The organism is Rhizobacter fulvus, assembly GCF_964020785.1.
This window is the reverse complement of sequence record NZ_OZ224516.1, coordinates 2,545,556-2,568,572: the sequence shown is the minus strand read 5'-3', so window position 1 is coordinate 2,568,572 and position 23,017 is coordinate 2,545,556. Positions and strand designations below refer to the sequence as shown.

Here is a 23,017-nt window from a genome sequence, read left to right as displayed (position 1 = left end):
GCTCAGCGGGGCGCCGGCGCGGCCGGCGGCCAGAAGCAGCAGCTGGTCCAGACCAGACTGACGATCTCGCCGAGCGTGTTCTTCGCCCCGTCGCTGCTGGTCCACCAACGCGGCCCGTCGTAGAGGCTCGGCGGCACGGCGATGACGCCCACGTCGACCGCGTCGCCGAGCGCGAGCCGGTACACCTGGCGCGAACGCCGCGCATGCACCCCGAGCGTGTAGACATCGACCGCCTCGAGCCGCACGCCGTTCAGCGCCGCCCACTCGCGCACCTGCAACGCACTGAGGTAGGTGCGCTCCTGCAGCGTCTGCGGCGCGGGCACGGCGAGCACCGGCACCGCGTTGTCCGCGTCCTCGCGCAAGATCGCCGCGGCGCGCGCGGCGTAATGGCGCCAGCCGCCGACGTCCTGGTCCGGGTCGATCGGGCCGCCGGTCGTCAGCACGCGCTGATAGTGTCCGCTGCGTCGCAATGCCCGCGCCTGCTGCAGATCGGCCCGCGACAGCCAGCCTTCGACGACCAGCGTGCGGGCGCCGGGCGCGGGCGCGTGCGGCGCCAACCAGTCGTACGCGTGGCGGCCGGTCCAGAACAGGATCGCCGCGAGGGCGGCGACCATCAGCGACGCGACGGGCAGCGTCGGCAGCCAGACAGCGCGGCGGCGGAACAGCGGCACGCGAGCCGATTCAGATGCAGCGACCGCCGTCGACTTCCATCGCGACGCCGGTGATCATCGAGGCCTCGTCGCTGCACAGGAAGCATGCGGCATGGCCCATGTCCTGCGGGGTCGAGAAGCGGCCGAGCGGAATGGTCGCGAGGAACTTGGCACGCATCTCCGGCGTGTCCTCGCCCATGAAGGTCTTCAGCAGCGGCGTCTCGCCGGCGACCGGGTTGAGCGCGACCACGCGCACGCCGAACGGGGCCAGCTCGACCGCCATCGCACGCGTCGCTGTGATGACCCAGCCCTTGCTCGCGTTGTACCAGCTCAGGCGCGGCCGCGGGCTCACGCCGGCGGTGCTCGCGACGTTCAGGATCACGCCGGACTTCTGCGCCTTGAAAAGCGGCACGACGACTTTCGCCGCGAGGTAGATCGCCTTGACGTTGATCGCGAGGATGCGGTCGAAGTCGTCCTCGCCCACCTCTTCCATCGGCTGCGGCAGGTGCGAGACGCCGGCGTTGTTGACGAGGATGTCCAGGCGCCCGAAGTGCTGCTGCGCGGCGTCGACCATCGCGCTCACGTCCGCGGCCTTGGCCACGTCGACCTGCAGCGCCCGCGCGTTCGCGCCGAGCGCCGTCGCGACGCGCGCACCGCCGGCCGCGTCGCGGTCGGCGATCAGCACGCGCGCGCCCTCGGCGACGAACTTGGTCGCGATGCCCTCGCCGAAGCCGGAGCCGCCCCCGGTGACGATCGCCACCTTGCCTTCGAGTCTCATGTCGTTCCTTGTGGTTTTCAGCCGTGGTGGATCGCGACCGTCTTCAGCGTCGAGAAGCCGTACAGCGCCTCGAAGCCCTTCTCGCGGCCGTGGCCCGAGTGGCGCACGCCGCCGAACGGCAGCTCGACGCCGCCGCCGGCGCCGTAGTTGTTGATGAACACCTGGCCGCACTTCAGCGCGCGCGCCATCCGCATCTGCCGGCCGCCGTCGCGTGTCCAGACGCCCGCGACCAGGCCGAACGCGGTGCCGTTGGCGATGTGCAGCGCCTGCGCCTCGCCGTCGAACGCGATCAGCACCTGCACCGGGCCGAAGATCTCCTGCTGCGCGAGCGCATGGTCGGCCGGCACGTCGTCGAACAGCGTCGGGCGCACGTAGGCCCCGCCGCGCGGCAGGTCGGCCGGCAGTTCACCCTGCGCGGCGATGCGCAAGCCGCTGTCGCGGCCGATCGCGAGGAAGTGCTCGACGACCTGCTGCTGCCGCTTCGAGATCAGCGGCCCCATGTCGAGATCGGCCACCGCCGGGCCGATGCGCAGCGCGCGGTAGCGCTCGGCCATCCGGTCCCGCACGGCCTCGAACACCGGCCGCTCGACGAGGATGCGCGAGGCCGCCGAGCAGGTCTGCCCGGCGTTCTGCAACCCGGCGTTGACGAGGAACGGCAGCGCGGCGTCGAGGTCGGCATCGGCGAACACGACCTGCGGGCTCTTGCCGCCGAGTTCCAGCGTCACGGGCACCGCGTTCTGCGCCGCCGCCGACTGGATCAACCGCCCGGTCGCGACCGAGCCGGTGAAGGAGATGTGGTGAATGCCGGGGTGCGCGGACAGCGCCGCGCCGGCCTCTTCGCCCAGGCCCGGCACCACGTTGAGCGCACCGGCCGGCAGCCCCGCCTCCATCGCGATCCGCGCGAACGCGAGCACCGTGAGGCACGCCTCCTCGGCGGGCTTCAACACGCAGGCATTGCCCATCGCCAGCGCGGCGCCGACGCTGCGACCGACGATCTGCATCGGGTAGTTCCACGGCACGATGTGGCCGGTCACGCCATGCGGCTCGCGCAGCGTCATTGCGGTGTAGCCGTTCTGGAACGGCAGCGTCTCGCCGTGCACCTTGTCGGCTGCGCCGCCGTAGAACTCGAGGTAGCGCGCCAGCGCGATCGCGTCCGCCCGGCCCTGCTTCAGCGGCTTGCCGACATCGAGCGCCTCCAGCATCGCGAGCAGCTCGACGTTGTCGAGCACCTTGCGGCCGATCGCGGCCAGCACGCGACCGCGCTCGGCGGCGGTCAGGCGGCCCCAGTCGCCGGCCAGCGCGGCCTGCGCGGCGGTGACCGCGGCGTCGATGTCGGCCGCGCCACCGCGCGCGATCCGCGCGAGCACGCTGCCGTCGGACGGGTTCTCGAGCGCCAGCGTCTGGCCGCCTGCCGGCGCGCGCCACGCGCCGCCGACCAGCACCGTGCCGGGGTCGAACGGAATCTCGAATCTCGTCGCTGCCACGTTGTTCTCCTGCGCCACCGCGCGGTGATGGGCCATGATATTGGAATGGGCATCTTCCTTCTCCGGCGCTTCGCGACCTTCGTCGCCACGCTGTTCGCGGCGTCGATCGTCGTCTTCGCCGTCCAGGGCGTGCTGCCGGGCAACGCGGCGCAGGTGATGCTCGGCGAGTCGGCCACGCCCGAGGCGGTCGAGGCGCTGTCGAAGAAGCTCGGCCTCGACCAGCCCGCCGCGGTGCGCTACGGCCGCTGGATCGAGGGCTTCGTGACGGGCGATCTCGGCACCAGCGTCGCCTACGAGACGCCGGTCGCGCAGCTGATCGCCGAGCGGCTCGCGGTCAGCGCGCCGCTGGCGCTGATGGCGATGGCGCTGACGACCGTGATCGCGCTGACGCTCGGCATCTACGCGGCCTCGCGCCACAACCGGCTCGGCGACGTCGGCGTGATGGCCGCGAGCCAGATCGGCATCGCGATCCCGAACTTCTGGTTCGCGATCCTGCTGATCCTGGTGTTCGCGGTGAAGCTGCAGTGGTTCTCGGCCGGCGGGTTCCCGGGCTGGCGTGTCGACGATGGCGGCGGCACGTGGCCGGCCTTCAAGGCGCTGATCCTGCCGGCCGTCGCGCTCGCGGTGGTGCAGGCGGCCATCCTCGCCCGCATCACCCGCAGCGCGGTGCTCGACGTGCTGCGCGAGGACTTCGTGCGCACCGCGCGCGCCAAGGGCCTGAGCCAGCGCCAGGTCCTGTGGCGCCACGTGCTGCGCAACGCGTTCGTGCCGGTGCTGACCGTGATGGGCCTGCAGTTCGCGAACCTGCTGACCGGCACGATCGTGGTCGAGAACGTGTTCTCGCTGCCGGGACTGGGGCGGCTGATCTTCCAGGCGATCTCGAACCGCGACATCCTGGTCGTGCAGAACGTCGTGATGCTGCTGGCCGCCGCGGTGATCGTGATCAACTTCGTCGTCGACGTGCTGTACGCGGTGATCGACCCGCGGCTCAAGGTGCACTCGGCATGACGTTCCTCCAGAGGGCCCTTCGCCACAAGAGCTTCGCGATCGGCGGTCTGCTGGTCGCGATGCTGATCGCCACCGCGCTGCTGTCGTTCGTCTGGACGCCGTATTCGCCGACCGACCTCGACATCCCCAACAAGCTGCAGCCGCCGAGCGCCGCGCACTGGCTGGGCACCGACAGCCTGGGCCGCGACATCGTCACGCTGCTGATCGTCGGCAGCCGCAACTCGATCGCGGTCGGGCTGATCGCGGTCGGCATCGGCCTGTCGTTCGGCGTGGCGCTCGGGCTGCTCGCGGCCGCGCGGCGCGGCTGGGTCGAGGAGCTGGTGATGCGCTTCTCGGACTTCACGTTCGCGTTCCCGGCCCTGCTGTCGGCGATCATGCTGACCGCGGTCTACGGCCCCGGGCTGGGCACCGCGATCGTCGCGATCGGCATCTTCAACGTGCCGGTGTTCGCGCGCATCACCCGCGCCGCGGCCAACGGCGTGTGGGCGCGCGAGTTCGTGCTCGCGGCGCGCGCCTGCGGCAAGGGCGCGTGGAGCATCACGCTGCGCCACGTGCTGCCGAACATCGCGGCGATCCTGATCGTGCAGGCGACGATCCAGTTCGCGGTCGCGATCCTGGCCGAGGCCGCGCTCAGCTACCTCGGCCTGGGCACCCAGCCGCCGATGCCGAGCTGGGGCCGGATGCTCAACGAGGGCCAGAACCTGATGTACCAGTCATGGCTGCTGGCGGTCTGGCCCGGCCTGGCGATCGTGTTCTCGGTGCTCGGGCTGAACCTGATGGGCGACGGCCTGCGCGACCTGCTCGACCCGCGCCTCGCCCGCCAACGCTGACTGGGGCACCGCCCGGCGGCCCGACCGATCAGTGGATCGGCCCGGTGGGCAGGAAGTCCATCGGCACCGTCGACATGCGGCGCGCATCGTTGCCGTCGACCTCCACCCGGTCGCGGCCGCTGTGCTTGGCGTCGTACAGCGCCCGGTCGGCCCGCTCGACCACCGCGTCGAAGGTCTCGCCCGCCGCCCACTGCGCCAGCCCGACCGACACGGTGATCGGCACCTCGCCGGCGCGGGTGCGGATCTCCGACGCGGCGACGTTGTGGCGCACCGACTCGGCGACGCGCCGCCCGCGGCTCGCATCGCACTGGCGCAGCACGATCATGAACTCCTCGCCGCCGACGCGCGCCAGGCAATCGCCGTCGCGCAGACGGGCGCCGAGCAGCGTGCCGACCGCGCGCAGCACCTCGTCGCCGACGCGGTGGCCGTGGCGGTCGTTGACCTGCTTGAAGTGGTCGACATCGACCATGCACAGCGTCACCTGCTCGCGCCCGGCGTGCACGGCCTCGGCCAGCGGCTCGGCGAAGGCGGTGACGTGACGCCGGTTGAACAGCCCCGTCAGCGGATCGCGGTGCGCGGCATGGGCCGCGGCCCGCAGCGAGCTGTCGAGCGAGGCATTCTCGGTTTCGAGCGCCTGGCGGTAAACCTGCAGCTCCTGCACCAGCGTGGCGTTCTGGCGCTCGGCGGCCAGCGCCTGCAGCAACGTCCCGTGGATGCTGAAGACGCGCAGCTGCAGCGCCACCGCGCAGACCAGCGTGCCGAGCGCGAGCAGCACCATCACGCCCGGCCCCTCCCAGACCATGAAGCCGACCAGCGGCAGCACGCTGGCCGCGACCAGCACCACGCTCGCCGGCAGCGCCGCGATGTAGGTGATGGCGAGCAGCGCGGTGGCGACGAACGCGGCATAGACCACGCAGTACTGCGACAGCAGCGAGATCGAGCCGTGCAGCGCGATCGGCGCCACGCCCCAGACCGAGGAGGCCAGCAGCACGAGCGCGTCGTAGCGCCAGTCGGAGCGCGGATCGGCCGGGTCCAGCCCGGCCAGCAGGCGACGCGCGAGCACGACGCGCACGCCGAACACCGCGGCCAGGGCGAGCCACGCGAACACACGCGGCCCCAGCGGCGCCTCGTACGCGAGCCCGAACAGCAGCAATGCGAACGAGGCCAGCGACAGCCGGCCGTTGCGCATGGACATGTCCACGTAGCGCTGCAACAGCGTCAAGCGGATCGCCGGCGGCACGTCGACGACGACCGGCGAGAGCTGGCGCAACGCGGCGCGGACCGAACGGAACTCCTGCTGGTACGGCATGGCAGATGACCCGGGCGCGCCGGGTGGCGCCGGATCGGCGCCGTGCCACAGCGGGCGGTGGACGCGGATGCTAACGCGACGGCGGCCGAAGTGGCCGGCATGGACTTCGACCGCGGGCGGCGTGACTAGTGCAGTGCCCCGGGCCGGGTGCGCTCGATGGCCGCGACCGACAGGCGCATCGCGTCGGCCGTGTCGACCTCGACGCGATCGCGCCCGGCGCGCTTGGCCTGGTACAACGCGCGGTCGGCGCGCCGCAGCGCCGACTCGAAGGTCTCGTCGACCGCCCATTGCGCGACACCGATCGAGACCGTGGCCCCGACCGGGCCGGCATGGGTCTCGATCTCGACGCCGCCGACGATCAGCCGCAATGCTTCGGCCACCCGCTGCCCGCGGCCGATGTCACAGCGCCGCAGCACCGCGACGAATTCCTCGCCGCCCAGCCGGGCCAGGCAATCGGCCTCGCGCAGGCGCGATCCGAGCAGGTCGGCGACGGCCTGCAGCACCTCGTCGCCGACGGCGTGGCCGTGCGCGTCGTTGATGCGCTTGAAGTGGTCGATGTCGACGACGCACAGCGCCACCTCCTCCACGCGCCGGCGCACCGTGTCGGCCAGCGGCGCGGCGAAGGCCTCGAGGTGGCGGCGGTTGTACAGACCGGTCAGCGGATCACGGCTGGCGGCGAGGCGGGCATCGCGCAGCGAATGGCCGAGCTGTGCGTTCTCGTGCTCCAGGCGCCGCCCGTCGCCTTGGAGTTCGCGCACCAGTTGGGCATTCGCCTGCTCCGCCGCGAGCGCGCGCAGCAGCGTGCGATGGCCGGCGAGCACGCGGGTCAGCAGCGCGCCGACGCAGATCGCCGTGGTCACCGCCAGCACGCCGGAGGTCAGCGTGCGCTGCAACGCCATGAACGTGACCAGCGGCACGACGCTGGCGGTGATCAGCACCACTGTGGCCGGCAGCGCCGAGTGGTAGCTGACCGACAGCACCGCGATCACCGCGAGCGCGCCGTACAGCACGCCGGCCAGGTTGGGCGGCGAGACGTGGCCCTGCAGCACGAACGGCGCGAAGCTCCAGCTCGTCGAGGCGGCGAGCAGCAGCAGGTCGTGCGCGAGCGTGGACGGCGGGTTCGGCGAGTCGAGCCCGCGCACCATGCGCTCGGCCAGCGCAACCCGAAGCACCAGCACCACGCTGAGCACCGCGCCGGCGACCAGGCGCGCCATCAGCGGCACCTCGTGGGCCAGGCCGAACAGCAGCAGGCCGAGCGAGATCACGCCGAGGCGGCCGTTGCGGATCGAGACCTCGACATAGCGCCGCAGCAGCAGCTGGCGAACCGGGACCGGCACGTCGACGACGACCGGGGAGCGCGCACGCAGGGCTCGTCGGACGGAGCGGAAGGAATCGTTCACGGAACTCGGCGCGGCCTGCGAAAGCCGCAAGGCTCGCGATTCGCTGGCGCAGTGGCAAGTCATGGCGCCGTTTGAGCGGCACATTCACACACCGGCGTCGCGCCGCGGCCCGGGCTGCGGGGCCGCGGCACAATGCCGGCGTGCCTGCCCCCGCCCCGACCGCCGCGCCGCTGCTCGAAGTGACGAACCTGCGCGTCGGGCTCGACACGGCGCGCGGCCCGGCCGATGCGCTGCGCGGTGTCGATCTCGCGTTGGCGCACGGCGAAACGCTCGGGCTGATCGGCGAAAGCGGCTGCGGCAAGTCGATGACGGCGATGGCGATCATGGGTCTGCTGCCGGCCGGCGCGCGGGTCAGCGGCAGCATCCGCCTGCACGGGCAGGAGCTGGTCGGCGCGAGCGACACCGCGCTGTGCCGGCTGCGCGGCAACCGCATCGGGATGGTGTTCCAGGAGCCGATGACGGCGCTGAACCCCTTGCACACGATCGGCGACCAGATAGCCGAGCCGCTGCGCCTGCACGACGGCCTCGGCCGCACGGCGGCCCGAGCCGAGGCGCTGCGCCTGCTCGAACGGGTGCGGCTGCCGCAGGCCGCGCAGCGGCTCGACGCTTACCCGCATCAGCTCTCCGGCGGGCAGCGCCAACGCGTCACGATCGCGATGGCGCTGGCCTGCGGGCCCGACCTGCTGATCGCCGACGAGCCGACCACCGCGCTCGACGTGACGATCCAGGGCGAGATCCTCGACCTGATCCGCGAGCTGGTCACCGAGTCCAACATGGCGCTGCTGATGATCAGCCACGATCTCGGCGTGATGGCCCGCACCGTCGCGAACCTGCTGGTGATGTACGGCGGCACGGTGGTCGAGGCCGGGCCGACGGCCGAGGTGTTCGCGCACCTCGCGCACCCCTACACGCGCGGGCTGTTCGCGGCCCGCCCGCGGATGGGCGCCGCGCGGGTGGACGGCCGCAAGCCGCGGCTGGCGACGATCCCCGGGCGCGTGCCGGAGCTGGTCGACATGCCCGCCGGCTGCCCGTTCGCCGACCGCTGCGCCTGGGCGATCGACGCCTGCCGGGCTGCGCCGCCGCCGCCGGTCGACGTCGGGCCGGCGCACACGGCGCGCTGCATCCGCGTCGGCGAGCTGGGTGCGCCGACATGACCGAGCCGTTGCTGAGCGTCGAGAACGTCGTCAAGCGCTACCACCTGCCGCGCGAGCGGCTGCTGCAGCCGGCGCCGGTGGTCGAGGCGTTGCGCGGCGTCAGCTTCGCGGTGCAGCCGGGTCGCAGCCTCGGGATCGTCGGCGAATCGGGCTCCGGCAAGTCGACGCTGGCGCGCCTGGTGATGGCGCTCGAGGCGCCGACCGAAGGGCGCGTCACGCTGCTCGGACGCGACCTGCACGCGCTCCCGGCGACCGAGCTGCGCGCCGCGCGGCGTGATTTCCAGATGGTCTTCCAGGACCCGTATGGCTCGCTCGATCCGCGCCAGCGCGTCGGCCGCATCGTCGCCGAGCCGCTGGTCGGCGTCGACGCGACGGCAAGGCGTGCCCGAGTCGCCGAGGCGCTCGACGCGGTCGGTCTGCGCGCCACCGATGCCGACAAGTACCCGCACGAATTCAGCGGCGGCCAGCGCCAGCGCATCGCGATCGCGCGCGCGCTGATCACGCGGCCGAAGCTGATCGTCGCCGACGAGCCGGTCAGCGCGCTCGACGTCTCGGTCCAGGCGCAGGTGCTGAACCTGCTGGCCGACCTGCAGCAGCAGTTCGGCGTCACCTACCTGTTCATCAGCCACGACCTCGCGGTCGTCGACCACGTGTGCGACGACGTGGCGGTGATGCGCAGCGGCCTGATCGTCGAGTACGGGCCGACCGAGCAGGTGCTGCAGCGGCCGGCCCATGCGTACACGCGCGCCTTGCTGGCCGCGATGCCCGAGGCGGTGGACGCGCTGCCGCGTTCCGCTAGAGTCGAATCCCCCGCCCCCGGAGAGTGAGCCGATGAAGACCTCGAACCCCCGCACCACCACTGTCGCACTGCTCGCCCTCGCCGCAGCCGCGTCGCTCGCGGCGCCTGCCGCGCAGGCGCAGGCCCGCAAGGACAGCGCCGTGCTCGCGATGGTCCTCGAGCCCGCGCCCGGGCTGGACCCGACCACGGCCTCGGCCGCGGCGATCGGCGAGGTCGTGCACTACAACATCCTCGAGGGGCTGACCAAGATCAACATGGACGGCAGCATCGTCCCGCTGCTGGCCGAGAGCTGGACGATCGACCCCGACGGCAAGAGCTACACCTTCAAGCTGCGCAGGGGCGTCAAGTTCAGCGACGGCGAGGCCTTCGACGCCAGCGACGTGAAGTTCAGCTTCGAGCGCGCCAAGGCGCCGGGCTCGACCAACAAGGGCAAGAAGGCGGTGTTCGACAACATCAGCCGCATCGACACGCCCGATGCGTACACCGTGATCGTGGTGCTGAACCAGCCCGACGGCAACTTCCTGTTCCGCATGGGCGAGAACACCGCGGTGATCCTGGACCCGAAGAGCGCCGCCACCACGGCGACCAAGCCCGTCGGCACCGGCCCGTTCAAGCTCGACAACTGGGCCAAGGGGGCGTCGATCACGCTGTCGAAGAACGACGGCTTCCGCAACCCCGCGGCGATCAAGCTGAAGAAGGTCACCTTCCGCTTCATCAACGACCCGGCCGCGCAGGTCGCGGCGCTGCTGGCGGGCGACGTGGACGGCATGCCGCGCTTTGGCTCGTTCCAGAGCCTGAAGCAGTTCCAGGGCGACCCGCGCTTCACGGTCACGCCGGGCGGCACCGAGGGCAAGACGATCGTCGCCATCAACAACAAGAAGAAGCCGTTCGACGACGTGCGGGTGCGCCGCGCGATCGCCGCGGCGATCGACCGCAAGGCGGTGATCGACGGCTCGTCCGAGGGCTACGGCAAGCCGATCGGCAGCCACATGGTGCCCAGCGACGCGGGCTACATCGACCTGACCGGCGCGAACCCGTACGACCCCGAGAAGGCCAAGGCGCTGCTGAAGGAGGCAGGCGTGGCCACGCCGCTGAACGTGACGCTGACGTTGCCGCCGCCGCAGTACGCGCGGCAAGGCGGCGAGATCGTCGCGGCGCAACTGGCCAAGGTCGGCATCGTCGCGAAGATCGAGAACGTCGAGTGGGCGCAGTGGCTCAGTGGCACTTTCAAGGGCAACTTCGACCTGTCCGTGATCAGCCACGTCGAGCCGCTCGACTTCGACCGCTATGCCGACCCCAGCTACTACTGGGGCTACAACTCCAAGGCCTACAACGACCTGTTCGCCAAGTACAACAGCACCACCGACGCCAAGGGCCGCCTGAAGCTGATCGGCGACATCCAGCGCCAGCTCGCCACCGACTCGGTCAACGTCTACCTGTACCAGCTGCCGCAGTTTGCGGTCGGCAAGAAGCAGCTGAAGGGCCTGTGGAGCAGCTCGCCGGTGTTCGCGAACGACCTGGCGGCTTTGTCCTGGCAGTGAGGCGATGACGGCGCCGCACGAACTATCGGCCGTCGAACTGCTCGCCGGCTACCGCGCCGGCACGCTGTCGCCCGTGGAGGTCGTGCGCGACGTGGTCGCGCACATGCAGTCCTGGGAGCCGCACCTGCACGCGACCTACGCGTTCGAGCCCGATACGGCACTCGCGCAGGCCGAGGCCTCGCAGGCCCGCTGGCAGCGCGGCGCGCCGCAGGGCGCGCTCGACGGCGTGCCGGTGACGATCAAGGAGAACATCGCCACGCGCGGCGTGCCGGTGCCGCTGGGCACCGCCGCGACCGAGCTCGTGCCCGCCACGGCCGACGCCCCCCCGGCGGCACGCCTGCGCGAGGCCGGCGCGGTGATCCTGTGCAAGACGACCATGCCCGACTACGGGATGCTGTCGTCCGGGCTGTCGAGCTTCCACCCGCTGACCCGCAACCCCTGGGACCTGCGCAAGAACCCCGGCGGCAGCAGCGCGGGTGCAGCCGCCGCGGCCGCGGCCGGCTACGGGCCGCTGCACGTCGGCACCGACATCGGCGGCTCGGTGAGGCTGCCGGCCGGCTGGTGCGGCATCTTCACGCTCAAGCCCAGCCTCGGGCGGATCCCGATCTTCCCGCCGTATGCCGGGCGCGTCGCCGGGCCGATGACGCGCAGCGTCACCGACGCCGCCCTGATGATGGCCACGCTGAGCCTGCCCGACGCGCGCGACACGATGAGCCTGCCGTACCAGGCGATCGACTGGCGACAGCTCGACCGCGACGTCACCGGCCTGCGCATCGGCCTGCTGATGGACGCCGGCTGGGGCCTGGCCGTCGAGCCGGAGGTGCGCGCGGCGATCGAGGCCGCGGCACGCACGTTCGAGGCCGCCGGTGCGATCGTCACGCCGATCCCGGCGTTCATGACGCGCGCGATGATCGACGGCATGGACGACTTCTGGCGCACCCGTTCCTGGATGGACATCTCGGCGCTGCCCGAAGCGCGCCGCGCGAAGGTGCTGCCCTACATCACCGCGTGGGCGCGCGGCGGCGAGGGCCTGAGCGGCGAGCGTGTGTTCCGCGGCTACGGGATGATGGGCGCGATGCGCGAGGCCGCCGTGGCCGCCACGGCACCGTTCGACGTGCTGCTGTCGCCGACCGCGCCGATGCCGGCCTTCCCGGCCGAGCATGCCGGCCCGACCAACGACCCGGCGACGCCGTTCGAGCACATCGCGTTCACGCTGCCGTTCAACATGAGCGAGCAGCCCGCCGCCAGCATCAACTGCGGCTACACCGCGGCCGGGTTGCCGATCGGCCTGCAGATCGTCGGCCACCGCTTCGACGACCTCGGCGTGCTGCAGGTCGCCCGCGCCTGGGAACAGCTGCGCGCGCCGCCGCGGCCGTGGCCGGAACCGCCGGCGCGCGCCGGCTGAGCCCGATGTTCGACCTGCGCGGCATCGCCGTCAGCACCCGCTCGGCGGAGGCGCTCGCCGCGACCGAGCGCGCCCTGTGGCGGATGATGTCGTTCTACGGCACGCCGGTCGACGACCTGCTCGCCGCCCACGCCGCCGATCCCGCCTGGGCGCTGCCGCTGGTGATGCACGCCGGCTTCCTGCTGAGCCTGACCGAGCCGTCGCTGGTCCCGGAGGCGAGTGCGCTGCTCGACCGCGCCGAGCCGATGATCGCGCGCGCCAACCATCGGGAGCGCGACCACCTCGTCGCGCTGCACACGCTGCTCGCCGGCGACTTGCACGGCGCCTGCCGCGAGTGGGAAGCGCTGCTGCTGCACGAGCCGCGCGACGCGCTCGCACTGCAGTGGGCGCACCTGTTCGACTTCTATCGCGGCGACGCGGTTCAGCTGCGCCAGCGCGTGGCCCGCGTGCTGCCCGAGTGGTCGGAGGCCGACCCGCTGTACCCGTACGCCCTGGGCCAGTACGCGTTCGGCCTCGAGGAATGCCAGCTCTACGCCCAGGCCGAGGCGGCCGGCCGGCGCGCGCTCGCCGGCGGCGCCAAGGTGCCGTGGGCGATCCACGCGGTCGCGCACGTGATGGAGATGCAGGGCCGCTACCTCGAAGGCGGGGCCTGGATGGCGCAATGGCAGGGCGACTGGGCCGAAGGCAACGGCTTTTCCGGCCACCTGGGTTGGCACCAGGCGCTGTTCGCGCTCGAGGCGCTCGATCATGCCGAGGCGCTGCGCCTGTTCGATGCGCATCTGCGCGCCGATCCGGCGCAGATCACCTTGCAGCGGCTCGACGCCTCGTCGCTGCTGTGGCGGCTGCAGCTCGTCGGTGCCGATGTCGGTGCGCGCTGGGCCGCGCTGGTCGAAGGCTGGGACCTGTCCGACCACGCCGCCGGCATCTACCCGTTCAACGACCTGCACGCGATGCTCGCGCTGATCGGCGCGGGTGACCTGACGGCTGCGCAGGACTGGGCGCGCCGGGTCGCGCTGCAGGCCGAGCGCAGCGGCGGCAGCAACCGGGCCGTGGCGCGCGACGTCGGCGGCCCGCTGATGCGCGGCGTGCTCGCGCTCGCGCTCGGGCGCTTCGACGAGGCGATCGAGACGCTCTACCCGGTGCGGGCGCTTGCGAGCCGCTTCGGCGGCAGCCACGCCCAGCGCGACCTGATCGACCAGACGCTGCTCGCCGCCGCCGCGCGCGCGACCGATCGTGCGGTCGGCCGCGCCCTGCTGAACGAACGGCGTCTCGGCAAGCCCGAGACGCCCTTGACCGACCACTGGGCGCGCCGGCTCGGCCTGCGCCACGCCCGCGCCGCGTGATCGGCGCTGCCACGGAGGAACGCGATGGCCACCCTCGACGAACAGATCGCGCAGAGCCTGCGCGAGGCGCAACGCAACGGCGAGCTGCAATCGGCCGCGAGCTGGGGCAAGCCGCTGGACCTGGACGACGGCTTCGCGCAGACACCCGAGGAACTGCGCATGGGCTTCAAGGCCCTCAAGGACGCCGGCTTCGCGCCGCCCGAGGTCGAGACGATGAAGACCATCGCCGCGCTGCGCAGGCAGATCGATGCCGAGTCCGACCCCGCCGCGGCAGACGCGCTGCGCCACCGCCTCAGCGAGCTGCAGCAGCACCTGGCGCTGCGCCTCGAGAAACTGCGGCGCACCGGCAGCCTCTGAGCGCGGCGGCGCATCCCCCACAGACCGCAGACCGCCCCGCACGCGCCGCGCTGCGGCCTTAGACTGCCAGCCATGGCCATGATCCTCTGTCCTGGCTGCGGTGAAGAGAACCCGGCCAAGTTCCGACTCTGCGGGTATTGCGGTACAGCGCTGTCGGCGGCCGCGGCACCGGCACTGCCGGCGCACGAAGTGCGCAAGACGGTGACGCTCGTCTTCTCCGACCTGAAGGGCTCGACCGCGCTCGGCGAGCGCCTCGACCCGGAGGCGGTGCGCGAGGTGATCGACCGCTACTTCACCGCGATGGCCGCGGAGATCACCCGCCACGGCGGCAAGATCGAGAAGTACATCGGCGACGCGATCATGGCGGTGTTCGGCCTGCCGCGCGCGCACGAGGACGATGCCCTGCGCGCGGTACGCGCCGCCGCCGGCATGCGCGAGGCGCTGCAGCGCGTCAATGCCGATCTGCTGCGCCGCCACGGCGTCGCGCTGGCGAACCGCACCGGCGTCAACACCGGCGAGGTCGTCGCCGACGACGACCCGAACGCGGCGCAGAAGCTCGCCACCGGCGACGCCGTCAACCTCGCCGCACGGCTCGAGCAGGCCGCGCCCGAGAACGATATCTACCTCGGCGAGACGACCTACCGCCTGGTGCGCGACGCCGTCACCGTCGAGGCGGTCGAGCCGCTCGAGCTCAAGGGCAAGGCGGAACGCATCCCGGCGTACCGCCTCGTCTCCGCCCACGGCCTGATGGGCAGCGTGCGCCGCGTCGACACGCCGGTGGTCGGGCGCGACGCCGAACTGGCCGCGCTCGCCAAGGCCTGTTCGCAGGCCCGTATGACGCGATCGAGCCGTCTGGTCACGGTGATCGGCGACGCCGGGCTCGGCAAGTCGCGGCTGGTGCACGAGGCCGTCAGCCGGGCCGGCGAAGGCGCCCGCGTGCTGCGCGGCCGGTGCCTGCCCTATGGCGACGGCATCACGTTCTGGCCGCTGCGCGAAATGGTGTTCGGCGCCGCCGGCATCACGAACGACGACGCGCCGGAGGACGCGCGCGCGAAGATGCAGGCCGTCATCGGCGAGGCCGATGTGGTCGACCGCCTCGCCGCGGCGGCCGGCCTCAGCGCCAAGCCGTACCCGCTGCCCGAGTTGTACTGGGCCACAGGCAAGTTCCTCGAGACGATGGCCGGCGACGACATCGTGCTCGCGATCGTCGACGACATCCACTGGGCCGAGCCGGCGTTCCTCGACCTGCTCGAGCACCTGCTCGATTCCGACGCCAGCGCGCCCGCCCTGCTGCTCGCCACCGCGCGCCACGACCTGCTCGAGGACAAGCCCGATTGGGGCGAACGGGATCGCTCGACCCGGCTCGTGCTGAAGCCGCTCAGCGACGCCGCCTCGGCGGCGGTCGTCGTCAACCTGCTCGGCAGCGCCAACCTGCCGGAGGACGTGGTGCAGCGCATCGTCGCGGCCGCCGAGGGCAACCCGTTGTTCGTCGAGCAGATGCTGTCGATGCTGATCGACAACCGGGCGATCCGCCAGGAAGACGGCCACTGGGTGCGCGGCGAGCGCTATGCCGAGATCGCGGTGCCGCCGACGATCCAGGCGTTGCTGGAAGCACGGCTCGACCGGCTCGGGCGCGAGGAGCGCTTCACGGTCGAGCCGGCCGCGGTGATCGGCATGCAGTTCGCCGTGCCCGCGGTCACGGCGCTGGCCCCCGAGGCGACGCGCCCGCAGATCGGCGAACGCCTGCAGACGCTGGCGCGCAAACGGTTCATCGAGTCGGCGGCGACCGCCGAGGGCGAGGTGCTGTTCCGCTTCCACCATCACCTGGTGCGCGAGACGGTCTACGGCGGGCTGCTCAAGCGTGCCCGGGCGCGCCTGCACATCGACTTCGTGCGCTGGGCCGATCAGGTCAACGCCGAGCGCGGGCGCGCGCTCGAGTTCGAGGAGATCCTCGGTTACCACCTCGAGCAGGCACACCGCTACTTCGGCGAACTCGGACCGCTGGACGAGCAGGCCATCGCCACCGGTATCGATGCGGCGCGGCGCCTGACCGGCGCCGCCCGGCGCGCATTCGCGCGTGGCGACATGCATGCCGCGGTCAACCTGTATCGCCGCTCGACCGCGCTGCTGCCGGCGGACCACGCGCAGCGGCTGGCGCTGCTGCCGGAGCTCGGCGAGACGCTGATGGAGCTGGGCGATTTCGCCGAGGCGCGGGCCGTGCTCGACGAGGCGGCGGCCACCGCCGAGCAGGTCGGCAATCAGCGGGTGCGCGCCTCGGCGCGGATCGTCCGGATGCTGGTGCGCCTGTACAGCGCCGAGCCCGGCGACTGGAGCAGCATGGCGCTGCAGGTGGCCGAAGAGACCATTCCGATCCTCGAACGCGAAGGCGCCCACGACGAACTGGCGAACGCCTGGCGCCTGAGCGGCCAGGTGCACGGGATCGCGCTGCGCTATCGGCAGATCGTCGTCGCGATCGAGAAGTCGATCGCGCATGCGCGCCTCGCGGGCGACGCGCGCATGGTCGCGCGCGCCGGGCTGGCGCTGTCCACGACCGCCCTGTACGGCCCCACGCCGGTGGCGCAGGCGATCGAGCAATGCGAGGGCATCCTGTCCGGCGGGCTGACCAACCGCCAGGTCGAGGCGATCGTGATGTGCACGCTGGCCCAGCTGCACGCGATGCGCGGTGAGTTCGACCGCGCGCGCGCGCTCTACCGCCGCGGCCGGGCGATGCTGCACGACCTCGGGCAAGGCGTGAATGCCGCGTCGACCGGCATGGACGTCGGCCGCGTCGAGTGGCTGGCCGGCGACCTCGTGACGGCGGAGCGCGAGGTCCAGGCCGATCTCGACTTCCTCGCGCAACGCGGCGAGACCTATTTCCTCTCGTCGATGGCGGCGCAGCTGTCGTGCATCGTGCGCGGGCTCGGCGACGACGCGCGGGCGCTCGAACTGTCGCTGACCGCCGAACAGGCGGCCGCCGAGGACGACACGGTCTCGCACATCATGTGGCGGGTCGCGCGGGCGCCGCTGATCGCGCGCTCGGGGGACCTGGCCGAAGCCGAGGCGCTGGCGAGCCGCGCGATCGAACTCGCGCGCAGCACCGACGCACCGATCTTCCTCGCCGACGCGCTGGTCGAACTGGGCTCGGTCCTGCGCCTGGCCGACCGGGCGGAAGAAGCGCGCGCCGCGATCGACGAGGCGATCGCCCTGTACGCCGAGAAGGGCGACACCGTCTCGACGGCGCGCGCCCGGGGTGTCATCACCAGCGGCTGACGCCGTTCTCCAGTGCGTGCAGGATGAACTGCCAGTCGCCGACATCGTCCGCCGTCGGCGCGTTCTTCTTCGTGAACTCGGTGCGCGAGAAGACGCACACCGGGCTGACCGCCGTCGGGACGCCATTCGCCGGGCAGGCCGACAGCGGGCCGAGATCCCGTCCGTCGTCGTAGTGCGAGTAGCTGACCACGGCGTTGGCAATCTTGGCGCCCTTCGCGATCGTGCTCGCATCGCGGCGGAGCTCGATCGTCGCGAACGTCCGGAAGAGCTGATCGTTGTTCGGCACCTGCACGATCGCGGTGTTGGTCGTCGTGGTGTCACCCGTGGCCCCGCCGAGCGTGACCGTCACGTCCACCTGGGCGGTCGTCAGATTCTGGCCGGGCGGAACCGCCAGCTTGACCGCCGCCGTGGGCCGCAGGTTCGTCCCGCTGGGCGGCAGCACCGAGCCGCTTCCGGTGAAGAACGTCCCGCCGAAGCTCGGGATGTAGGTGGTGAAGCCGGCGAGGATCGAATCGGTGACGGTCGTCACCAGGGCGATCGCTTCACTGCCGGTACACGGTGGAGAGGGGACCTGCATACCGTTGCAAAGGATTGACGACGGCGTGCTCGAGCTGTTGCCGCTAGCGTAGTCGAAGCTCCAGCCCAGCGCGATCGCCGCATTCGCGGCCCATTGGTTGGCAGCGGCGAGCGGCGGGGCCGAGAAGATCAGGACGAACGAATTGTTGGCACCCGCCTTCATCTGCGGGAAGCTGCACGTGACCGACGATCCGGTTCCGGTGCATGCCTGGGTGCCAATCGCCTCCACGTAGGGCGCCATGGCACCGGCATCCGCGTTCAGGGCTGTCAGGTCCCCCGTCACGACCGAGGAGGCGTCGAACCGGATCGCGTTGTTCGTGTTGCCGGACGAGTTGGTGATCGACACCTTGTAGGCGGCGTAGGTCGTGAGCCCGCTGCGACTCACCGAGACGCTGGCCGGGCTGCTGGCGCTGGCGCCCACGGGCACCACGATGACCTCGAAGTTGGCATTGGCGGCGCGCGACGCGGTCGATGCGGTGCCCAACGCGGCAGCCAGGAAGGCGAACCCCAGGCATGCGCCTGAGCGTGCAAACGAGAGACGATTCCGCACGTGCCCGCGAGCGACGCGATGCGGCCCGCCCGGGCCGAAGAGACTGAACCACATGTTTTCCTCCTGTCGGCGAGACCAGTTGCTGTATACCAACAAGCATTCCGCCAAAATTGTGATCTTCGTCACATCCACGAACCCTTGTAACCAGGAATGTCCGGGGTCGACTGCGGAATTCCCCGCATTGAAAACAGGCCGGGCCGCGCCGTCGCGGATCCCGAGACATATGCACACCCGGGCCGAGACGCACTCGGTTACGGTGCCAGACGAAAGAAATGGTTGGCAATTAATCCGGTCATCAGCATGCTCAACGACCTGAAAAATCATCTCGGCAGCTCGGTCGAATCGGTGCGGCGCCTGTTCCAGCGCCCGGCGCCTGCGGCCGCCGACGAACGTCGCGGGAGCGCCCGCGACGCGCGACTGCGAGCCCGTGAGGAACATCACCGCCGGGTGCGGCTCATGCGCCGCGAGCTCTACCAGCTGATGGAGCAGCACCCGACGTCGCGCGACCTGATGCGCCACCTCGACCTGGTCGAGCGCACGTTGCGACAGGAAGGCTTCAGCGCCGTCCAGGCCCTGCCGGTGCGTGTGATCGCGCGGGCCTTGCAGCAACTCGAACAGTTGGTCTGGGACTGGACGCCCGCGGGCCTGGCGGAGTTGCGATCGCGGCTGGCCGTGATCGTGCGGACGCGCGCGGTCGATGCGCCGGCGCGTTCGGGCGCCGCACCGTCACCCGCGCCCACCGCGAAGACCGGCGAACCCGAACTCGGCGGCGCGCTGGTCGGCCCGGCGGTCGGCGACGCGACCGAGATCGACCACGCCGAATTCGCCGAGATGGAACGCAGCTGGTCCGGCCAGATGCCGGCGGACGTTCGCGACGCACTCGCCGCGGCGCGCCCGGCCTGAGCGCCGGCGGCGACGCCGTTCAGGCGTCGTTGCTGCTGTCGCGCTCCGCCATTTCGGTCTCGATCTGGCGGAACAGGTCCGGCAGCGTCTTGCCCGGCTCGTCGCGGAAGGCCCTGTCGAGCACCTGCAGCCCGACGATGCGATCGAACCGGAAATTGCGAAAGCCGGCGCGCGCCTCGCACCAGCCGGCCAGCGTCCAGACCGCGCCCCAGTAGAAGCAGCCGAGCGGGCGCACGTCACGTTCGCTGCGCTGCGACTTCAGGTCCTCGTACGCCAGCCGCACCACACGGCGCCCTTCCGCGGCCAGGCGCAGCGTCTCGAGGTGACCGCGGGTCGACGCGTCGGGCCCGGTGGGCGGGGCGTACACCGCCAGGCTTTCCGCCGCGGCCCGCGCCGCCGGCGGCAATACCGCGAGAATCTTCGACAGCGCCACCTCGGCATGCCGACCGAGCGCGACATCGAGCCGCGACTGCGCGACGCGTACCGAGGCCACCAGGGCCTGCGCCTCTTCGTTCGTGAACATCATCGGCGGCAGGTCGAACCCTGCGTGCATGCGGTAGCCGACGCCGGCCTCCCCTTCGATCGGAACGCCCTGCGTCATCAGGTCGGCGACGTCGCGATAGACCGTGCGCTCCGACACCTCAAGCCGTTCGGCCAGGAACGCGGCCGTGCTCAGGCGCCGGCCGCGGATCAGCTGGACGATCTGGAACAGCCGCTCGGCCCTACGCATCGACGGGCACGTTCGCGCGCATCGCCGCGGCGATCACGTCCATGTCGTCGGCCGACACCTTCAGCAGCCCGAAGCGGAACGCGTAGCCCCAGTTCGTCTTGCCGTCGATGAAGGCGAGCGACTCCAACAACGGGCGGATCGGCGCTTCCTGCGCGTCGAACCAGTCGACGTCACGGCGGAACGGCTGGAAGCCGCCGCCCATGTCGCCCTGGTACAGACGCTCGTCGCGCACCGTGCCGAGCGCGGTGAAGGCCTGGCAGAAGTCCTTGCCGCCGAACACCCGCACCGGAGAGTAGTAGGCGACGCGGTCGCCGGCGTGCAGGCGCTTCAGCGGCGCGCCCTTGCCGTGTCCGACCTGCATGAAGCCGAGACGGCGCCCGATCCCCACATGCTCGGCACTCGCGACAGCGATCCAGTCGGCCATGGTGACTCCTCGTGGTTGAAAGGAGTGGATGCTGCGTTGCGGCTCCTGACAACGTCGGGTCAGGAGGCTGCTCACGTGGCGACCGTCTGCCGCACCGCGCGCTCCCAGTTCGCCATCAGCTCGGCCGCGCGATCGCGCGGCAGCGTCGGGTGGAACGTGCGCTCGACCTGCCACTGCGCGGCGAGTTCGTCGAGGTTGCGGTACAGCCCGCAGGACAGGCCGGCAAGATAGGCCGCCCCGAGCGCGGTGGTCTCGATCACCTGCGGCCGCACGACGGGGATGCCGAGCAGATCGGCCTGGAACTGCATCAGCAGGTCGTTGACGCACGCCCCGCCATCGACGCGCAGCTCGGCGACCGGCGCGCCGCCGGCGGCGACCGCGTCGCGGCTCATCGCGGCGAGCAGCGCCGCGCTCTGGAACGCGATGCTCTCGAGCGCCGCGCGCGCGATGTGCGCGACCGTGCTGCCGCGGGTCAGGCCGACGATCGCGCCGCGCGCGTCGGCGTTCCAGTACGGCGCGCCCAGGCCGGTGAAGGCCGGCACGAACATCACGCCGCCGGCGTCGGGCACGCTCTCGGCCAGGCTCTGCACTTCGCCGCTGCCCTGGATCGCGCGCAGCCCGTCGCGCAGCCATTGCACGACGGCGCCGCCGATGAAGACGCTGCCTTCGAGCGCGAACTCGGGCGTCGCCGTCGGCTGCGCGGCGCTGGTGGTGATCAGGCCGTTGGTCGAGGTCTGGAACTGCGCACCGGTGTGCATCAGCATGAAGCAGCCGGTGCCGTAGGTGTTCTTCGCCAGCCCGGCCTTGAAGCAGGCCTGCCCGAACAGCGCGCTCTGCTGGTCCCCGGCGACGCCACCGATCGGGATGCTCCCGCCCAGCCACTTCGCCTGGGTGTGGCCGAACACGTGGCTCGACGGGTGCACCGCCGGCAGCACCTCGCGCGGCACGTCGAACAGCGCGAGCAGCTCGTCGTCCCAGGCGTTGTCGTGCACGTTCAGCAGCAGCGTGCGCGAGGCGTTGCTCACGTCGGTGGCGTGCACCTCACCGCCGGTGAGCTGCCACATCAGCCAGGAATCGACCGTGCCGAACGCGAGCTCGCCGCGCTGCGCGGCAGCGCGCGCACCGGGCACGTGGTCGAGCATCCATTGAAGCTTGGTGCCCGAGAAGTACGCGTCGACGATGAGGCCCGTCCTGGCGCGGAACATCGGCTCCAGACCGCGCTCGCGCAGTGCCGCGCAGGTCGGCTCGGCGCGCCGGTCCTGCCAGACGATCGCGTTGTGGATCGGCGCGCCGGTGCGCCGGTCCCACAGCAGCGTGGTCTCGCGCTGGTTGGTGATGCCGATCGAGGCGATCTGCGCGGCCTTCAAGCCCGCCTTCGCGAGCGCCTCTTGCGCGGTGGCGAGTTGCGTGGCCCAGATCTCCTTCGGATCGTGCTCGACCCAGCCCGGCTGCGGGTAGATCTGCCGGAACTCGCGCTGCGCCATCGCGACGATGCGGCCGCGCGCGTCGAACACGATGCTGCGCGAACTCGAGGTGCCCTGGTCGAGCGCCAGGATGAAGGTCTTGTCCGTCATGGAGCGTCCTCGGTGCAGGTCACGCAGTTGACGCCGGCCTGCGCCAGCAGCGCCGGAAACGGCGCCGGTGGGGCCGCGTCGGTGAACAGCATATCGACTTGGTCGAAACGCGCCAGCTCGACCATCGCCGGCCGGTTGAATTTGCTGTGGTCGGCCGCGACCCAGACCTCGCGCGAGTGCTCGAGGATCGCCCGCGCCACCTTCACCTCGCGGTAGTCGTAGTCGCGCAGCGTGCCGTCGGCCTCGATGCCCGAGATGCCGATCAGCGCGATGTCGACCTTGAACTGCTTGATGAAATCCACCGTGACCTCGCCGACGATGCCGCGGTCGCGCGAGCGCACGATGCCGCCGGCGACGATCACCTCGCAGTCCGGGTTGCCCGACAGGATCGCCGCGACGTTCAGGTTGTTCGTGATCACGCGCAGTCCCTTGTGATGCAGCAGCTCGCGCGCGATCGCCTCCGTGGTGGTGCCGATGTTGATGATCAGCGAGCAGCCCGCCGGCACCGCCGCGGCCACCGCGCGCGCGATGCACTGCTTGGCGCGCTCGTTCAGCAGTTGGCGCTGCAGGTATTCGATGTTCTCGGTGGTCGAACTCGGCACGCGCACGCCGCCGTGGAAGCGCGCGAGCAGCCCGTCATCGGACAACAGCTTTACGTCGCGCCGCACGGTCTGCAGCGTCACCGCCAGGCGCTCGGCCAGCGCCTCCACGGACATCGAGCCGCGCGCTCGCACCTCGTCGAGCAACTGGGCCTGGCGGGGATTCGGCGTCATGGCTGCAGCGTAGCCAACGCATTTTGTTGCGTCATCGCGGATTGCTCGCTTGCGCAAGGTGGTTTGATTTGCTAAAAATGGAACACAGAAAAACATAAACGAACTCAAACGAACCCCAATACCGCCTTTTGGCGGTTCGTTCGAAGACCACCGAGGAGA

20 protein-coding genes are annotated in these 23,017 nt (G+C 71.3%); 10 read left to right on the top strand and 10 right to left on the bottom strand.

From position 1 onward, the window contains the following. Positions 1-2: 2 nt before the first annotated feature. The 3 genes from ACWH49_RS12240 to ACWH49_RS12230 are packed head-to-tail and all read right to left on the bottom strand — an operon-like array spanning position 3 to position 2,912. Complete coding sequence (locus ACWH49_RS12240) at positions 3-671, bottom strand: hypothetical protein (RefSeq protein WP_448171725.1); 669 nt, start codon at positions 669-671, stop codon at positions 3-5. A gap of 10 nt (positions 672-681) precedes the next feature. Continuing rightward, a complete protein-coding gene (locus tag ACWH49_RS12235; protein ID WP_448171724.1) occupies positions 682-1,428 on the bottom strand; it encodes a glucose 1-dehydrogenase in 747 nt (248 codons plus the stop codon). A gap of 17 nt (positions 1,429-1,445) precedes the next feature. Next, positions 1,446-2,912 carry an aldehyde dehydrogenase family protein gene (locus tag ACWH49_RS12230; protein ID WP_448171723.1) on the bottom strand — a complete coding sequence of 489 codons (1,467 nt, stop codon included), beginning with the start codon at positions 2,910-2,912 and terminating at the stop codon, positions 1,446-1,448. 45 nt (positions 2,913-2,957) lie between these two features. On the opposite strand from ACWH49_RS12230, the gene ACWH49_RS12225 reads away from it, so the two are divergent. Both ACWH49_RS12225 and ACWH49_RS12220 read left to right on the top strand, forming a co-directional pair. Further along, entirely contained in the window at positions 2,958-3,920 is a 963-nt protein-coding gene (locus ACWH49_RS12225; RefSeq protein WP_448171722.1) for an ABC transporter permease, read from the top strand. Further along, positions 3,917-4,750 (top strand): ABC transporter permease, encoded by an 834-nt coding sequence (locus ACWH49_RS12220; protein ID WP_448171721.1) that lies wholly within the window; start codon positions 3,917-3,919, stop codon positions 4,748-4,750. The genes ACWH49_RS12225 and ACWH49_RS12220 overlap by 4 nt, the downstream gene beginning before the upstream one ends. Before the next feature lie 28 nt (positions 4,751-4,778). Here ACWH49_RS12220 and ACWH49_RS12215 read toward each other — a convergent pair whose 3' ends face one another. Continuing rightward, a complete protein-coding gene (locus ACWH49_RS12215; RefSeq protein WP_448171720.1) occupies positions 4,779-6,059 on the bottom strand; it encodes a diguanylate cyclase in 1,281 nt (426 codons plus the stop codon). Between the two features lie 125 nt (positions 6,060-6,184). Further along, the gene (locus ACWH49_RS12210; RefSeq protein ID WP_448171719.1) at positions 6,185-7,459 is read right to left on the bottom strand and encodes a GGDEF domain-containing protein; all 1,275 of its coding nucleotides are present in this window, start codon (positions 7,457-7,459) and stop codon (positions 6,185-6,187) included. Positions 7,460-7,599: 140 nt separating this feature from the next. Between ACWH49_RS12210 and ACWH49_RS12205 the strand changes: the two genes are divergently transcribed. The 7 genes from ACWH49_RS12205 to ACWH49_RS12175 all read left to right on the top strand — a co-directional run bounded on the left by ACWH49_RS12205 (position 7,600) and on the right by ACWH49_RS12175 (position 17,328). Continuing rightward, positions 7,600-8,613 carry an ABC transporter ATP-binding protein gene (locus tag ACWH49_RS12205; protein ID WP_448171718.1) on the top strand — a complete coding sequence of 338 codons (1,014 nt, stop codon included), beginning with the start codon at positions 7,600-7,602 and terminating at the stop codon, positions 8,611-8,613. After that, complete coding sequence (locus tag ACWH49_RS12200; protein WP_448171717.1) at positions 8,610-9,440, top strand: ATP-binding cassette domain-containing protein; 831 nt, start codon at positions 8,610-8,612, stop codon at positions 9,438-9,440. Before ACWH49_RS12205 ends, ACWH49_RS12200 begins: the two co-directional genes overlap by 4 nt. Positions 9,441-9,444: 4 nt before the next feature. Continuing rightward, positions 9,445-10,953 carry an ABC transporter substrate-binding protein gene (locus ACWH49_RS12195; RefSeq protein ID WP_448171716.1) on the top strand — a complete coding sequence of 503 codons (1,509 nt, stop codon included), beginning with the start codon at positions 9,445-9,447 and terminating at the stop codon, positions 10,951-10,953. 4 nt (positions 10,954-10,957) lie between these two features. After that, positions 10,958-12,358, top strand: coding sequence for an amidase (locus ACWH49_RS12190; protein WP_448171715.1), 1,401 nt, complete (start codon positions 10,958-10,960; stop codon positions 12,356-12,358). Then, complete coding sequence (locus ACWH49_RS12185) at positions 12,328-13,701, top strand: tetratricopeptide repeat protein (protein WP_448171714.1); 1,374 nt, start codon at positions 12,328-12,330, stop codon at positions 13,699-13,701. Before ACWH49_RS12190 ends, ACWH49_RS12185 begins: the two co-directional genes overlap by 31 nt. A gap of 24 nt (positions 13,702-13,725) precedes the next feature. Further along, complete coding sequence (locus ACWH49_RS12180; RefSeq protein ID WP_448171713.1) at positions 13,726-14,058, top strand: DnaJ family domain-containing protein; 333 nt, start codon at positions 13,726-13,728, stop codon at positions 14,056-14,058. 72 nt (positions 14,059-14,130) lie between these two features. Further along, a complete protein-coding gene (locus ACWH49_RS12175) occupies positions 14,131-17,328 on the top strand; it encodes an adenylate/guanylate cyclase domain-containing protein (protein WP_448171712.1) in 3,198 nt (1,065 codons plus the stop codon). Here the strand turns inward: ACWH49_RS12175 and ACWH49_RS12170 are convergent. Further along, positions 17,315-18,895 carry a hypothetical protein gene (locus ACWH49_RS12170; RefSeq protein ID WP_448171711.1) on the bottom strand — a complete coding sequence of 527 codons (1,581 nt, stop codon included), beginning with the start codon at positions 18,893-18,895 and terminating at the stop codon, positions 17,315-17,317. The genes ACWH49_RS12175 and ACWH49_RS12170 overlap by 14 nt on opposite strands. 15 nt (positions 18,896-18,910) lie before the next feature. Here ACWH49_RS12170 and ACWH49_RS12165 point away from each other — a divergent pair, with 15 nt between their 5' ends. Continuing rightward, a complete protein-coding gene (locus ACWH49_RS12165; protein ID WP_448171710.1) occupies positions 18,911-19,357 on the top strand; it encodes a hypothetical protein in 447 nt (148 codons plus the stop codon). 19 nt (positions 19,358-19,376) lie between these two features. On the opposite strand, the gene ACWH49_RS12160 is transcribed toward ACWH49_RS12165, so the two are convergent. The 4 genes from ACWH49_RS12160 to ACWH49_RS12145 all read right to left on the bottom strand — a co-directional run bounded on the left by ACWH49_RS12160 (position 19,377) and on the right by ACWH49_RS12145 (position 22,858). Next, positions 19,377-20,087, bottom strand: a complete 711-nt coding sequence (locus ACWH49_RS12160) for a helix-turn-helix transcriptional regulator (RefSeq protein WP_448171709.1) — start codon at positions 20,085-20,087, stop codon at positions 19,377-19,379. Beyond that, entirely contained in the window at positions 20,080-20,511 is a 432-nt protein-coding gene (locus ACWH49_RS12155; RefSeq protein ID WP_448171708.1) for an EVE domain-containing protein, read from the bottom strand. The genes ACWH49_RS12160 and ACWH49_RS12155 overlap by 8 nt, the downstream gene beginning before the upstream one ends. A gap of 71 nt (positions 20,512-20,582) precedes the next feature. Continuing rightward, positions 20,583-22,085, bottom strand: a complete 1,503-nt coding sequence (gene glpK / locus ACWH49_RS12150) for a glycerol kinase GlpK (protein ID WP_448171707.1) — start codon at positions 22,083-22,085, stop codon at positions 20,583-20,585. Next, positions 22,082-22,858, bottom strand: coding sequence for a DeoR/GlpR family DNA-binding transcription regulator (locus tag ACWH49_RS12145; protein ID WP_056472492.1), 777 nt, complete (start codon positions 22,856-22,858; stop codon positions 22,082-22,084). Before ACWH49_RS12145 ends, glpK begins: the two co-directional genes overlap by 4 nt. Positions 22,859-23,017: the final 159 nt, after the last annotated feature.